General features: G+C 65.3%; 12 protein-coding genes and 1 tRNA gene. 4 read left to right on the top strand and 9 right to left on the bottom strand.

Annotation, left to right across the window (positions count from 1 at the left end):
• Positions 1–12 precede the first annotated feature (12 nt).
• The 4 genes from MJ122_RS15395 to MJ122_RS15380 all read right to left on the bottom strand — a co-directional run bounded on the left by MJ122_RS15395 (position 13) and on the right by MJ122_RS15380 (position 3,641).
• The gene (locus MJ122_RS15395; RefSeq protein ID WP_239744731.1) at positions 13–771 is read right to left on the bottom strand and encodes a uroporphyrinogen-III synthase; all 759 of its coding nucleotides are present in this window, start codon (positions 769–771) and stop codon (positions 13–15) included.
• Positions 768–1,706 carry a hydroxymethylbilane synthase gene (gene hemC / locus MJ122_RS15390; protein ID WP_088415866.1) on the bottom strand — a complete coding sequence of 313 codons (939 nt, stop codon included), beginning with the start codon at positions 1,704–1,706 and terminating at the stop codon, positions 768–770. The genes MJ122_RS15395 and hemC overlap by 4 nt, the downstream gene beginning before the upstream one ends.
• Before the next feature lie 113 nt (positions 1,707–1,819).
• The gene (algR, locus tag MJ122_RS15385; RefSeq protein WP_017521347.1) at positions 1,820–2,566 is read right to left on the bottom strand and encodes an alginate biosynthesis regulator AlgR; all 747 of its coding nucleotides are present in this window, start codon (positions 2,564–2,566) and stop codon (positions 1,820–1,822) included.
• 4 nt (positions 2,567–2,570) lie between these two features.
• Positions 2,571–3,641 (bottom strand): sensor histidine kinase, encoded by a 1,071-nt coding sequence (locus tag MJ122_RS15380; RefSeq protein ID WP_088415865.1) that lies wholly within the window; start codon positions 3,639–3,641, stop codon positions 2,571–2,573.
• Positions 3,642–3,874: 233 nt separating this feature from the next.
• On the opposite strand from MJ122_RS15380, the gene argH reads away from it, so the two are divergent.
• Together argH and MJ122_RS15370 are read left to right on the top strand one after the other, a co-directional pair.
• Positions 3,875–5,269 (top strand): argininosuccinate lyase, encoded by a 1,395-nt coding sequence (argH, locus tag MJ122_RS15375; protein WP_239744730.1) that lies wholly within the window; start codon positions 3,875–3,877, stop codon positions 5,267–5,269.
• A 12-nt stretch (positions 5,270–5,281) separates the two neighbouring features.
• The gene (locus tag MJ122_RS15370) at positions 5,282–5,992 is read left to right on the top strand and encodes a hypothetical protein (protein WP_239744729.1); all 711 of its coding nucleotides are present in this window, start codon (positions 5,282–5,284) and stop codon (positions 5,990–5,992) included.
• A 4-nt stretch (positions 5,993–5,996) separates the two neighbouring features.
• Here MJ122_RS15370 and MJ122_RS15365 read toward each other — a convergent pair whose 3' ends face one another.
• From MJ122_RS15365 to gabD, 3 genes are all read right to left on the bottom strand, one after another.
• Complete coding sequence (locus MJ122_RS15365) at positions 5,997–7,193, bottom strand: HDOD domain-containing protein (RefSeq protein ID WP_239744728.1); 1,197 nt, start codon at positions 7,191–7,193, stop codon at positions 5,997–5,999.
• 263 nt (positions 7,194–7,456) lie between these two features.
• A complete protein-coding gene (gabT, locus tag MJ122_RS15360) occupies positions 7,457–8,737 on the bottom strand; it encodes a 4-aminobutyrate--2-oxoglutarate transaminase (protein ID WP_017521342.1) in 1,281 nt (426 codons plus the stop codon).
• A 201-nt stretch (positions 8,738–8,938) separates the two neighbouring features.
• Positions 8,939–10,390, bottom strand: a complete 1,452-nt coding sequence (gene gabD / locus MJ122_RS15355) for an NADP-dependent succinate-semialdehyde dehydrogenase (RefSeq protein ID WP_088415861.1) — start codon at positions 10,388–10,390, stop codon at positions 8,939–8,941.
• Positions 10,391–11,048: 658 nt separating this feature from the next.
• Between gabD and MJ122_RS15350 the strand changes: the two genes are divergently transcribed.
• Both MJ122_RS15350 and MJ122_RS15345 read left to right on the top strand, forming a co-directional pair.
• Positions 11,049–11,125, top strand: a tRNA-Arg gene (locus MJ122_RS15350).
• A gap of 213 nt (positions 11,126–11,338) precedes the next feature.
• Positions 11,339–11,932, top strand: coding sequence for a hypothetical protein (locus MJ122_RS15345; protein ID WP_239744727.1), 594 nt, complete (start codon positions 11,339–11,341; stop codon positions 11,930–11,932).
• A 35-nt stretch (positions 11,933–11,967) separates the two neighbouring features.
• Here MJ122_RS15345 and MJ122_RS15340 read toward each other — a convergent pair whose 3' ends face one another.
• Both MJ122_RS15340 and MJ122_RS15335 read right to left on the bottom strand, forming a co-directional pair.
• Positions 11,968–12,693, bottom strand: a complete 726-nt coding sequence (locus MJ122_RS15340; RefSeq protein WP_239744726.1) for a hypothetical protein — start codon at positions 12,691–12,693, stop codon at positions 11,968–11,970.
• Between the two features lie 69 nt (positions 12,694–12,762).
• Positions 12,763–12,945, bottom strand: coding sequence for a hypothetical protein (locus MJ122_RS15335; protein ID WP_239744725.1), 183 nt, complete (start codon positions 12,943–12,945; stop codon positions 12,763–12,765).
• Between the last annotated feature and the right edge of the window lie 99 nt (positions 12,946–13,044).

Here is a 13,044-nt window from a genome sequence, read left to right as displayed (position 1 = left end):
TCGAAAATTGTTCTAGTCGGCGCTTCTCAACGCTTCCATTAATGCCGCTGGGCTGGCGCCCCGGCAATCGATTACTTGCAGCGCGCCCATCCCCCGCGCCTGCTCTGCCACTCGCGGGCTGGGCACGAACAACGGCATGGCGCTCACTTGCGGCCAATCCTCCGCGGCCAGCTGACGCAGGTGCTCCAGCCCCTGCCCACTACTGACCGCGATGGCGTTCAAACGCTCCCCCTGGATTCGCCGCAGCAATTCGCCCCGGGGATAAGCCGGCATTTCGCGCCGGTAGAGTTCCAGATAGTCGACCGCCACGCCTTGGCCGCGCAGGCGCTCGGCGAGGAATTCTCGGCCACTCTCGCCGCGCATGATCAGCACCTTCGGATCATGCACCTGCAGGGCCTGCGCGAACTCGGGCAGGGCCAGCAGGGCCTCGCTGTCGTCGCCGTCCTGCGGGCAGACCACATCCAGACCGTAGTCTTCGAGGATAGCCGCCGTGGCGGCGCCGACAGTGAACCAGCGCTGGGTCAGCGGTGCTTGCGGCCAGTAGCGGTCGACCCGCTCCAGACCCAGGCGCGCCGCGGGCTTGCTGACCACGATAACCGCGCAGTAGCGGTCCAGGTCAAGAATCAGGCTGCGCTCGACGGGTGTCTCTTCGCGCGGCGTGATCGCCAGCAAAGGCAGGCAGTCGCCGTGGATACCGTGTTCGGCGAGGGTGACGGCGAGCGCCGCGCAATCCTCTTCGGGACGGGTCAGCAGCAGCCGCCAACGGCTCACGGGTGACCGGCCTCACCGTAGACCGCATTGAGAATTTCCTGGGCGCCCTGGCCTAGCAGGTCTTCCGCGACCTTCACGCCGAGGGTCTCGGCTTCGGCGAACGGCGCACGGGCTTCGGCGCGCAGCAGTTCGGTGCCGTCGGGCTGGCCGACCAGGCCGCGCAACCACAGCTCATCGCCTTCGAGGATGGCGTAGCAGGCGATGGGCACCTGACAGCCGCCATTCAGGCGCTTGTTCAGCGCGCGTTCGGCGGTCACCCGCAGGGCGGTCTCACGGTGATGCAGCGGCTGCAGCAGGGCGTGGATTTCCGCATCGGCGGTACGACACTCGATGCCCACCGCGCCCTGGCCGCCTGCCGGCAGGCTGGCTTCGACGCTGATGGAGGAGCGGATGCGGTCTTCGAAGCCAAGGCGGATCAGGCCGGCGGCGGCGAGGATGATCGCGTCGTACTCGCCGGCATCGAGCTTGGCCAGACGGGTGTTGACGTTGCCGCGCAGGAAGCGGATCTGCAGGTCCGGGCGGCTGGCCAGCAGCTGGGCCTGGCGGCGCAGGCTCGAGGTACCGACCACGCTGCCGGCGGGCAGGTCGTCGAGGCTCGCGTAGGTGTTGGAGACGAAGGCGTCGCGCGGGTCTTCACGTTCGCAGATGCAGTACAGGCCCAGTCCTTCGGGGAAGTCCATCGGCACGTCCTTCATGGAGTGCACGGCGATGTCCGCTTCGTTCTCCAGCAGGGCGGTTTCCAGCTCCTTGACGAACAGGCCCTTGCCGCCGATTTTCGCCAGCGGCGCGTCCAGCAGCTTGTCGCCGCGGCTGGTCATCGGCAGGAGGGTCACGGTCAGGCCGGGGTGGGCCTCTTCCAGGCGGGCCTTGACGTATTCGGCCTGCCAGAGTGCCAGGGCGCTCTGGCGCGTGGCGATACGGATTTCGCGAGACATGGGCATTTCCAGGCAAAGGAAGCGTGCAAGAAAGTGCCCGCATGATAACAGCTCACGCAAACGAAAAGCCCAGGGGCCGCCCCCCGGGCTTCATGCGCTGCGGCACTGTGTCGCTACAGGTTATGCATGAGTCGCCGCACGCCCGCGACATGGCGGCGGCTGACGGTCAGCGCATCGCCATTGAGGCCTTTCAGGTAGAGCTGGAAGTGCCCCAGCGGCGTGCGCTGCAGGCGCTCGATGCGCTCGCGGGAGACCAGCGCGTTGCGGTGGATACGCACGAAGCGATCACCGAACTCGTCTTCCAGCGCCTTCAGCGGCTCGTCCAGCAGCACTTCACCGCCCGCGTGGCGCAGGGTCACGTACTTGTGGTCGGCTATGAAGAAGATCACGTCTTCCAGGGGAATCAGCTCGATCCCCTTGCGGGTCCGCGCGCTGATATGGCTGCGAGGGCCGGGGCCGCCAGCGGCTGGAGGCTTGGTCAGCGCCGCGAGCTGCACGCGGTTGGGCCGCGAGGCTTTCTTCAGGGCGTCGGCCAGGTCCTCGCTGCGGACCGGTTTGACCAGGTAGCCGACCGCACTGACCTGGAACGCCTCCAGGGCGAATTCATCATGGGCGGTGCAGAAGATCACCGCGGGCGGGGCTTCGCGCTCGCACAGCTTGGCGGCCACCTGAAGCCCGTCCAGGCCGGGCATGCGGATATCCAGCAGGACGATATCCGGCTTCAGGCTGTCGATCAGCGTCAGCGCTTCTTCGCCGTTGCTGGCGGATGGCTCGAGGACGCGATAGCCGTCCAGTTGCCCCACCAGCCGGGCCAGGCGCTCTCGCGCCAGGGGTTCGTCATCGACGATCAGGACATTCATAAGCTCAGGCTTCCTGCATGAGACGCGCACATGGATAGCGTAGACAGGTGAAGTGCCGTCCGTCACGGCGTTCGACGGTGAGACTAGCTTTTGGCCCGAAAAGTGCCGCAAGTCGCGCTGCAATATTTTGCAGGGCCTGCCGGGTCCCCTTCTTGGGCAGCGCCTCGGTCGATTCGTCGTAAGGGTTGCTCACGCAGAGCTGGAACACACCGTCACGGTAGTCCGCCTCAACTTTCACCAGACCGCCTTCGATGCGCGGCTGGATGCCATAAATCAGTGAGTTTTCGAGCAGCGGCTGCAGCGTCAGCTGTGGAATCGGCACGCCATCGGGTACGCCGTTCACTTGCCAGTCCATCTGCAACCGGTCGCCAAGACGGAACTGCTCAATGGAAAGATAGCGTCTGGCCAGCTCAAGTTCCTCCCCCCAGGAAATTAATGTTCCAGGTTTGGCCAGGCTGGCGCGGAAAAGGTCCGAAAGATTCAACACCGCCAGCTCGGCCTTGCCCGGATCGATCTCGATCAGGCTGGCGATGCTGTTCAGGCTGTTGAACAGGAAGTGCGGACGGATACGCGCCTGCAGCGATTCGATCCGTGCCCGCAGCTCAGCCTGTTCCTGCCGTCGCCATTGGCTCTGGAGATAAAAGTAGCGTAGCAACAGCGTGGACATGATGAGCGCAATCAACGCATGCCGCAGGTACAGGTTGACCTCGCCGGTTCGCGACATCGGCCCGCCCAGGGAGAAATAATCCGCCACCCAGGTGCAGGCCAGGGTCAGCAGGATCACCAGCGCACAACTGAGCACGCCCGAAAACCACGCAGGCCAGCGCGCCATCAGCGGGCGCAGCTGACAGAGCAAACCGGCCGAGAGCAGCACGATCCACTGCACGAACAGCGACGAGAGCGCCAGGCGTACCCAGTTGAAGCTGGGCGTCATCGGCTCGGCAAGCACCAGCACGAGCACCAGCAGCTCGGCCAGCAGCACCAGGCTGAACAGCGCCTCGGGCTGGCAGAGTTCGGGAATGAAGAAGTCTTCGTTGGTCGCCGGCTGGTCGCCGGTCTTCGTCAGTCTGGACATCGACGCAGTTTCCGTAAGCGCCTGCCTGGCGGCAAGCGCCGCGTGATGGCAAAAGGCTGGAATTGTCGGCCAGCGCAAGGATCGGCCGGGCAGCCGCGACAATCGACCCGCCGCTCCCCGGTCCCAACCCGCCAACGCGCCGCCGGTTTTGCCCTGCAGCCTGCTATTATCGTCGCACTTTGCCCTTCCTGCAGGCCGCGCGCCGCGCCTGCCCGTTTCAGCGAGAGAGAGTCATGAGCGTAGAGAAGACCAACCAGTCCTGGGGCGGCCGCTTCAGCGAGCCCGTCGATGCCTTTGTCGCCCGTTTCACCGCTTCCGTCGACTTCGACAAGCGCCTCTACCGCCACGACATCATGGGCTCCATGGCCCACGCCACCATGCTGGCCAGGGTCGGCGTGCTGACGGACAGCGAGCGCGACACCATCATCGACGGCCTCAAGCAGATCCAGAGCGAGATCGAGGCCGGCACCTTCGACTGGCGCGTCGACCTGGAAGACGTGCACATGAACATCGAGGCGCGCCTGACCGACCGCATCGGCGTCACCGGCAAGAAGCTGCACACCGGCCGCTCGCGCAACGACCAGGTGGCCACCGACATCCGCCTGTGGCTGCGCGACGAGATCGACCTAATCCTGGCCGAAATCACCCGCCTTCAGCAGGGCCTGCTGGGCCTGGCGGAGGCCGAAGCCGACACCATCATGCCCGGTTTCACGCACCTGCAGACGGCTCAACCGGTGACCTTCGGCCACCACCTGCTGGCCTGGTTCGAAATGCTCAGCCGCGACTACGAGCGCCTGGTGGACTGCCGCAAGCGCGCCAACCGCATGCCCCTGGGCAGCGCCGCGCTGGCCGGCACCACCTACCCGATCGACCGGACCATCACCTGCGAACTGCTGGGATTCGAAGCGATCTCCGGCAACTCGCTGGATGGCGTCTCCGACCGTGACTTCGCCATCGAATTCTGCGCAGCCGCCGCGGTGGCGATGATGCACCTGTCGCGCTTCTCCGAAGAGCTGGTGCTCTGGACCAGTGCCCAGTTCCAGTTCATCGACCTGCCCGACCGTTTCTGCACCGGCTCCTCGATCATGCCGCAGAAGAAGAACCCGGACGTCCCGGAGCTGGTGCGCGGCAAGTCCGGCCGCGTCTTTGGCCACCTCGCCGGCCTGCTGACCCTGATGAAGGGCCAGCCGCTGGCGTACAACAAGGACAACCAGGAAGACAAGGAGCCGCTGTTCGACGCTGCCGACACCCTGCGCGACAGCCTGCGTGCCTTCGCCGACATGGTGCCGGCAATCAAGCCCAAGCGCGAGATCATGCGCGAAGCGGCCCGTCGGGGCTTCTCCACCGCCACCGACCTCGCCGACTACCTGGTACGCCGTGGCCTGCCGTTCCGCGACTGCCACGAAATCGTCGGCCACGCCGTGAAGTATGGTGTCGACAGCGGCAAGGACCTGGCCGAGATGAGCCTGGACGAACTCCGCCAGTTCAGCGACCAGATCGATGACGACGTGTTCGCCGTGCTGACCCTGGAAGGCTCGGTGAACGCCCGCGACCACATCGGCGGCACCGCACCGAATCAGGTCCGCGCCGCCGTCTTGCGTGGCAAGGAACTGCTGGCCACGCGCTAAGCGCATCGATTCATGGACTACTGGAACCAGGACAACTTCGAAGGACTGGAACGGCTCGCCGATGAACTGGCGAGCCTGCCCGGCCTGCAAGCGCTGGCGGACTACGCCCGCGCCCGCAGCCGAGGTGTGCGTCGCGAGGCGTTTGCCGCCCTCGAAGGATTCCTGCGCAACGCCCCTGCCCCCGCATCCCGGCCAGCCCGCGAACTGAGCCTGCAGATACTCACGCTGCACAGCCAGACCCGCGAAGCCCACCAGTTCCTCGCCCAGCCGCTGCTCGTGCGCTTCCTGTTCCCGACTCTGCAAGCCTGGATCGACGACGAACCGGCGGCGCACGCGCCGCTGCGCTGGCTGGGGCTGCTGCAGAATGATGGCGACCTCCTGCGCCGGGCGCTGGTAACCGGCCCGGACGATGTCGCTGTTCGCTACCGATTGATCGATTTCGCCCTGGGCGCCGCGGACTACGCGACGCACCATCTGGACGAGGGAGTTTTCATCGGCGAACCGGCCGACACGCGCGAAGCGTTGGCGCTCGCGACCGGACTCATCACCGAGGCACCGGACGCCGGTCCGTTCACTCGCCAGTCCGACGAAGTCGCGCAGCTCACGGCTCTGCTGGATGACTGGCAGGCCTATTCGGCACACCCCGAAGGCAGCTTCGTGGACTGGTGCGCCGAAAGGCAACGCCCCTACGCCTGGGCGAAGAAGTACTACTACACGTCCTGAAAACTCAGGTGCGCCCGAGGTAGCCCAGCTGCGCCGGCGTCAGTTGCAGCATGCGCGCGGCCTTGTGGTCCTTGAGCCTGGGCAGCTCCTCTTCGGGCAGACGCGCCGCAGTTGCGGCGAGATTGACGATCAGCGCCTCGCGGCTGAACACGCCGTTTTCAATGGCGTAGGCGGCGGCGATCAGATTGCGCAGCTCCAGCGGCAGCCGCCAGCGGGTGCGCAGCGCAGAGCCGAAAGCGGCGCCGTAGTCCTTCAGCGTCTTGTCCACTTCCGCCTCGCTCAGCGCGCCACCGGCGCTGTGCCAGTCCTGCAGGCTGCGCAGCAGCGCGAGGTCGCCCAGGCAATGCAGCAGGCCGGCAGTGAAGCAGCGATCAGCGTCGTCCCCCAGGGATTCGGCAAGGGCGAAGGCAGCGTCGGCAGTGTGGCGAGACATCTCCCAGAAATGTTCGGCGCGCAACTTGAGCAGCGGGTCTTCCAGGGTCGCGGCGCGCTGCAGCGCCACCGCCAGCATCAGGTTCAGCGCCTGCGCCACGCCCAGGCGCGAGAGCGCCTGCATCAGCGTCTGGCAGGGCATGCCGACATGCCGCGCGGCGCTGTTGGCAGCGGAGATCAGACAAGCGGTGATCTGCGGGTCGTGGCCGAAATCCCGCTCGAGCATCTCCAGGTTGATCTCGCTGGCCTCCATGCAACGGTTCACCGCCGCACCGACCTCGCCCATCAGCGGCGCGCCCTCGGTGGCGTCGCGCTCGGTCTGGAGGAAACGCTCCAGCGACAGGCTTTCCTCCAGGGTTGGCAGCTCGCAGATGACATTCTCGCCCGGCGCCAGTAGCAGGGAGCGCAGGCGCTCGCGCAAATTCTCAGCGTTGAAGGGTTTGACCAGGTACGCCGTGGGTGCCAGCGGCACGACGGCGCGCACGCTGGCCGCATCGGCCTTGGAACTGATCAGAATGAAGGGCTGTGCCACCGGCCCGCGGCGGCGCATGCGCACGTGGCGCAGCAATTCCAGGCCGTCGCTGCCAGGCAGCTCGCGCTCGGCCAGGATCAGGGCGAAAGGAAACCGACGGCAGGCCGCAATGGCCGTGTCACCGTCTTCGCAGTATTCGACGTTTGCGTCGCAGCGCACGCTCAGCACCAGTTGGCCGAGCAGCTCGCGGCTCCAGGGGTCGCTGGCCGCGACCAGCACGCCGGGAGAAACGCTCATGAATCACACCTCGCTCGGGACGTATGCCGTCGCGGGCGGAAGCAACCGATCCAGAGCCTTCCTTGCCGAGTGCCCGGTCCTTCGGATGCCGCCGGCCAACGGCCTTCGGATACTGCGCAGCGTAGTCCAAAGCCCACAAGCTTTCCCATGCGCGCCGTCAACTTCGGCGGACATTTCGCACAAAACGAGAGCGCACAAAAAATGCCCACAAAAAAAGGCCCGCTTGCGCGGGCCTTTCTCTTGAACCGTCAGCGCGGTGAGGCTCAGGCCAGCTCGTCGAAGCACTCGGCCAGGATGGCCAGGCCTTTTTCCAGTTGCGCGTCAGGGATGGTGACGGGCATCAGGAAGCGGATCACGTTGTAGTAGGTACCGCAGGAGAGCAGGATCAGACCTTTCTCACGGGCACGAACCACGATCTTGCTGACCAGTTCGGCTGCCGGCTTGTTGTGGTCGCCGCCTTCGAACAGCTCGATGGCAACCATCGAACCCAGGCCACGAACGTCGCCGATCACCTTGTGCTTGGCCTGGATGTCGCGCAGACCAGCCTTCAGACGCTCGCCAACAGCCTGCGAACGCTCCAGCAGCTTCTCTTCCTCGAACACTTTCAGCACGGCCAGGGCCGCGGCGCAGGCGATCGGGCTGCCGGCGTAGGTGCCGCCCAGGCCGCCGGGAGCGATGGCGTCCATGATTTCGGCTTTACCGGAAACACCGGAGATCGGGAAACCACCGCCAACGGACTTGGCGAAGGTGGTCAGGTCCGGAACGATGCCCAGTTGCTCGGTGGCGAAGAAGGTGCCGGTACGGCCAGCGCCGGTCTGTACTTCATCGGCGATCAGCAGGATGCCGTGCTCGTCGCACAGGGCGCGCAGGCGCTGCATGAAGGCCTTGGAGTTGACGTAGAAGCCACCCTCGCCCTGAACCGGCTCGATGATAATGGCTGCGATGTCGCGCGGCTGGGCATCGTTCTTGAAGATGCGCTCGATGCTGGCGATCGACTCGTCCTCGCTCACGCCGTGCAGTTCGCACGGAGCCAGGGCGCGGAAGATGCCGCCCGGCATCAGGCCCATGCCAGCGGAGTACGGAACGACCTTGCCGGTCAGGCCCAGGGTCATCATGGTACGGCCGTGATAGGCGCCGGTGAAGGCAATCACGCCAGCACGGCCGGTGGCGGCACGGGCGATCTTGACGGCGTTTTCAACGGCTTCGGAGCCGGAGGTGACCAGCAGGGTCTTCTTCGGGAAGTTGCCCGGAACGCGCTTGGCGATCTCTTCGGCCAGCTCGATGTAGGGCTCGTAGGCCAGCACCTGGAAGCAGGTGTGGGACAGCTTGGTCAGTTGCTCCTGAACGGCGGCGATCACTTTCGGGTGCAGGTGACCGGTGTTCAGTACGGCAATGCCGCCGGCGAAGTCGATGTACTCGCGACCTTCGACGTCCCACACGGTGGAGTTCTCGGCGCGCTCGGCGACGACCGGGTGGATCTGGCCTACACCGCGCGGTACGGCGGCCTGACGACGTTGCAGCAGGGATTCGTTGGTTTTGCTCATAGCTTCCTCAGTGGCCGCTCATCGGGCGACCGGATCAAAGGATGAAAGCGGGGAGAAGCCACACACGACAGCATACGATGATCGACTGTCGCGGCACTTGCGGCCCGCCGGACGGGTTGTCCGGTGCTACCACCGGAAAACGCCGACGCGAAGGTGGCTGTCAGCTCTTGCCTGCCACCTTGCGCCCACGGAAAAAACGGATCAGATACCGCCGAGGCAGAGGTATTTGACTTCGAGGTAATCCTCGATGCCGTACTTCGAACCTTCACGGCCAAGGCCCGAGGCCTTGATGCCGCCGAACGGCGCCACTTCGTTGGAGATCAGGCCGGTGTTGATACCCACCATGCCGTATTCCAGCTGCTCGGCAACGCGGAACACGCGGGCCAGGTCGCGGGCGTAGAAGTAGGAAGCCAGGCCGAATTCGGTGTCGTTGGACATGGCGATGACTTCGGCCTCGTCCTTGAAGCGGAACACCGGCGCCAGCGGGCCGAAGGTCTCGTCCTTGGACACCAGGGCGCTCTTCGGTACGTCGACCAGGATGGTCGGCTCGAAGAAGGTGCCACCCAGGGCGTGCGGCTTGCCGCCGGTGAGGACCTTGGCGCCCTTGGAAACGGCGTCGGCGATATGCTCTTCGACCTTGGCGACAGCCTTGGAATCGATCAGCGGGCCGGTGGTGACGCCCTGCTCCAGGCCGTTGCCGATGTTCAGCTTGGCCACGGCAGCCTTCAGCTTCTCGACGAAGGCGTCGTACACGCCGTCCTGAACGTACAGGCGGTTGGCGCAGACACAGGTCTGGCCATTGTTGCGGTACTTGGAAATCAGCGCGCCTTCGACGGCGGCGTCCAGGTCGGCATCGTCGAACACGATGAACGGAGCGTTGCCGCCCAGTTCCAGGGACACTTTCTTGATGTCCTTGGCGCATTCGGCCATCAGCTGGCGACCGATCTCGGTGGAGCCGGTGAAGGTCAGCTTGCGCACGATCGGGTTGCTGGTCAGCTCACCGCCGACTTCGCCGGCGCTGCCGGTGACGACGCTGAACACGCCTTTCGGAATGCCGGCGCGCTCGGCCAGCTCGGCCAGGGCCAGGGCGGAGTACGGGGTCTGCGATGCGGGCTTGAGCACCATGGTGCAGCCAGCGGCCAGGGCCGGGCCGGCTTTACGGGTGATCATCGCGGACGGGAAGTTCCACGGGGTGATGGCCGCGGTCACGCCGATCGGCTGCTTGATCACGATGATGCGCTTGTCGGGCTGGTGGCCCGGAATGGTGTCGCCGTAGATGCGCTTGGCTTCTTCGCCGAACCACTCGAGGAAGGAGGCGGCGTAGGCGATCTCGCCCTTGGCTTCGGCCAGCGGCTTGCCCTGCTCGATGGTCATCAGGCGCGCCAGGTCGTCCTGGTTGGCGATCATCAGGTCGAACCACTTGCGCAGCTTGTTGGCGCGTTCCTTGGCGGTCAGCGCACGCCAGGCCGGCAGGGCCTTGTCGGCAGCTTCGATGGCACGACGGGTTTCGTCGGCGCCCATCTTCGGCACGGTGCCGATGATCTCGTTGGTGGCCGGGTTGTTCACGTTGATGGTCTTGCCGTTGTCGGCATCGACCCAGGAACCGTCAATGTAAGCCTGTTGGCGGAACAGCTTGGCATCATTGAGTTGCATGACCTGTCTCCTTTCGAGGAAAGCCTGTGGACGGCGGGTCGACCTCGAGTCCCCGCCTGCCTTGTTGTCTGGATGGGAGAGACCGCGGTCTCTGCCGTTCATTCGTCCCGGCCGAGCAGTATCGACGCTGCAGACGAATGTCGCCCTGCTATGGAGGCGACGCCCGGCGAACGGCTCTTAGTTCGCTCGGCATGCGGACACGAAAAAACGCAGACCGGGGTCATTGCCCGGTCTGGTTGAACTCGTTCACGCACAGGTTCCCAGGCTCTGCCCAGGAGTACGACTGCCCTACAACCTTCCGGTACGCTGATCGACGGAAGCCGCACGGAGACCTGCCACAAGGGGCATGCGGTGGGTGCAACGGAAGACTGTCATCCCGCAGGCTGATGGCCGGCTGGTGTGATGCCAATGCTCCGGTCTCCTGTTGTTGTGATGGGGAGGCGTTTGAAATCTCAAACGAATCCTAGGGCCCTCGACTGCAAAGGGCAATAGCTCGATCGACAAAACCCACCAGGGCATCCGCTTGCAACGGGTTTTCGGCGGACTTCTACCGACAGGCGGCTGTTTTCGTTCGATATCATGAACGAGCGTACCTGCATTGGACGCCCGCACGGGAGATGCGTATGATTGCCGCCTGCCGCGCCAGCCGCGGCGTTACGCACCAGTAGCTCAGCTGGATAGAGTACTGCCCTCCGAAGGCAGGGGTCGTGGGTTCGAATCCCGCCTGGTGCGCCACCTACCGGTTTCGAGACTGCCTCAGGCATCTGCGGAACCGCCTGAAAAGCCCGCCCCGAGCGGGCTTTTCTATTTCTGCCGGCCAGCACCGCGCCGGCCAGCCCTGGCGACTGCCGCCAGGGCCGGGAAAACCCTCGACACTCGACGATTCCTCTTCGCCACCCAAGGTTGTATAAGCCTTGCGCCATCGCGCGAGAAAAGGACAAACCGCCCATGCTCCGGCTTCTGCTGCCCGCCCTGCTCCTGGCTCTTGCCGGGTGCGCCACCAAGCCACCGGCGCACCCCGAGAACCTCTGCGAGATATTCCGCGAGAAGCCGAAATGGCACGAGGCGGCGCTGCAGGTGCAAAAGCGCTGGGGCGGGACGATTCAGGTCCCGATGGCGATGATGTACCAGGAGTCTTCCTTCAAGCACGACGCCCTGCCGCCGCGCTATTACTTCCTTGGCTTCATTCCCTGGGGCCGGGTCAGCTCCGCCTACGGCTACGCCCAGGCCAAGGACGAGACCTGGGCGGACTACAAGAAGGAGGCGGGAGGCTGGGGCGCCGACCGTGACGACTTCGCCGACGCGCTGGACTTCATGGGCTGGTACATGAACAAGACCTACAGTGTGAACCGTGTCTCCAAGTGGGACGCCTACGGCCAGTACCTGAATTATCACGAGGGCTGGGGCGGCTACCGCCAGCGCAGCTATGACGCCAAGCCGTGGCTGAAGACGACGTCACAGAAGGTCCAGGCGCGCGCCTCGCAGTACGGCGCCCAGTACAAGAGCTGCGAGCAGGAGCTGTCGAGCGGCGGCTGGTTCTAGCAGCCAGCGATTATCGCTTTAGAGCGCGCGGGCGTTCAGCGCCCCATGATCCGCCGATACTCGTCGCGGTATTCCTCGTACGGCAGGTTGCGCTGCTGCAGCTCCATCAGTTGCTGCTCCTGGCTCAGCGGCCGGGAGACATGGGCAACGGTTTCCGCCGCTGTGGGCGAGACCGGCTGCGGCACGGCCTCGGGCGGCTGCACCGGCGTGGTGGCGGGGCGCGGCGCCGACAGGCTGCGGGACGGGCGCGCCACCAGCAGGGCGCTGGTGATCTCTTCGACTATCTGCTCGGACACCGCGCTGACTTCCGACGAGCCCATCGAAGCAAACAGATCGCCGTCGGCCTCGCTTTCGTAGCGACGCGAGGCCAGCAGCTGGCCGGTCAGGCCGTCGTGGTAGCGCACGGTGGAACTGATCCATTCCTGGCCATCGTTGCCGGAGCGATTATTGGCGCCATGGCCGGCGCCGACCTCGATCACCACCAGAGTGGAGAGGGTGTCGGTGGCGCGCGGTTCGCCGTCCTGCTCGGTGAGCTGGTAGTCCGCCGAGCCCGCTTCGTCGCGCAGCGCCTCGCGCCAGCTGGCCTTCAGCGCGCCCCAGCGCGGATTGGCCGCCACCGTGGCGTCGGGCTGGAAGTTCACCACCATCACGTGGCGCGTGTCGCGGTACAACGAGATGGGCGCGGTGCGGTCATCCCGGCGGATGTCCGAAGAGCATCCACAGAGCAGGGAAACGGCCAGGGCGAGCGTGACATTGCGCATGGTGCTTTCTCTTTATTGTCTGGCCAGCATTCTGCCAGCCCATCATGACACCCGGATATCGTCCGAAGGTCAGTCCAGATCGTCGTCCAGTCCGGGCTGGTACTCCTCCAGGTCCTCGTCCTCCTCCTCGCGATCGCCGGACGGGTCCTCGAAGAACGCCGCATCCTCCTCCAGCAGGCCGTCGAGGTCGTCGTCGAGGTCCAGCAGGTGGTCGTGTTCGGGCTCGTGGAGGTCGAGGTCTTCGTCAGTCATGGCCGGTCTTTCGTGGGGGGAAACAGGGAAGGGAATCACAGTATAAGTCGCGCGGCAGAGGGATGACGCTTCCGTGATGGCGGACGGCGCTTTCCGACC

Source organism: Pseudomonas sp. DP-17 (assembly GCF_022380625.1).
Taxonomy (GTDB): domain Bacteria; phylum Pseudomonadota; class Gammaproteobacteria; order Pseudomonadales; family Pseudomonadaceae; genus Pseudomonas; species Pseudomonas nitroreducens_A.
The sequence above is the reverse complement of the archived record's forward strand: the minus strand, read 5'-3'. Positions and strand labels throughout refer to the sequence as shown.

What these genes read in the sequence shown, in the direction of transcription:
- hemC (WP_088415866.1), bottom strand. Translation starts at nt 1,706, where the DNA reads ATGTCTCGCGAAATCCGTATCGCCACGCGCCAGAGCGCCCTGGCACTC.
- MJ122_RS15370 (WP_239744729.1), top strand. Translation starts at nt 5,282, where the DNA reads ATGGACTACTGGAACCAGGACAACTTCGAAGGACTGGAACGGCTCGCC.
- MJ122_RS15335 (WP_239744725.1), bottom strand. Translation starts at nt 12,945, where the DNA reads ATGACTGACGAAGACCTCGACCTCCACGAGCCCGAACACGACCACCTG.
- MJ122_RS15340 (WP_239744726.1), bottom strand. Translation starts at nt 12,693, where the DNA reads ATGCGCAATGTCACGCTCGCCCTGGCCGTTTCCCTGCTCTGTGGATGC.
- argH (WP_239744730.1), top strand. Translation starts at nt 3,875, where the DNA reads ATGAGCGTAGAGAAGACCAACCAGTCCTGGGGCGGCCGCTTCAGCGAG.
- algR (WP_017521347.1), bottom strand. Translation starts at nt 2,566, where the DNA reads ATGAATGTCCTGATCGTCGATGACGAACCCCTGGCGCGAGAGCGCCTG.
- MJ122_RS15365 (WP_239744728.1), bottom strand. Translation starts at nt 7,193, where the DNA reads ATGAGCGTTTCTCCCGGCGTGCTGGTCGCGGCCAGCGACCCCTGGAGC.
- MJ122_RS15380 (WP_088415865.1), bottom strand. Translation starts at nt 3,641, where the DNA reads ATGTCCAGACTGACGAAGACCGGCGACCAGCCGGCGACCAACGAAGAC.
- MJ122_RS15345 (WP_239744727.1), top strand. Translation starts at nt 11,339, where the DNA reads ATGCTCCGGCTTCTGCTGCCCGCCCTGCTCCTGGCTCTTGCCGGGTGC.
- gabD (WP_088415861.1), bottom strand. Translation starts at nt 10,390, where the DNA reads ATGCAACTCAATGATGCCAAGCTGTTCCGCCAACAGGCTTACATTGAC.
- gabT (WP_017521342.1), bottom strand. Translation starts at nt 8,737, where the DNA reads ATGAGCAAAACCAACGAATCCCTGCTGCAACGTCGTCAGGCCGCCGTA.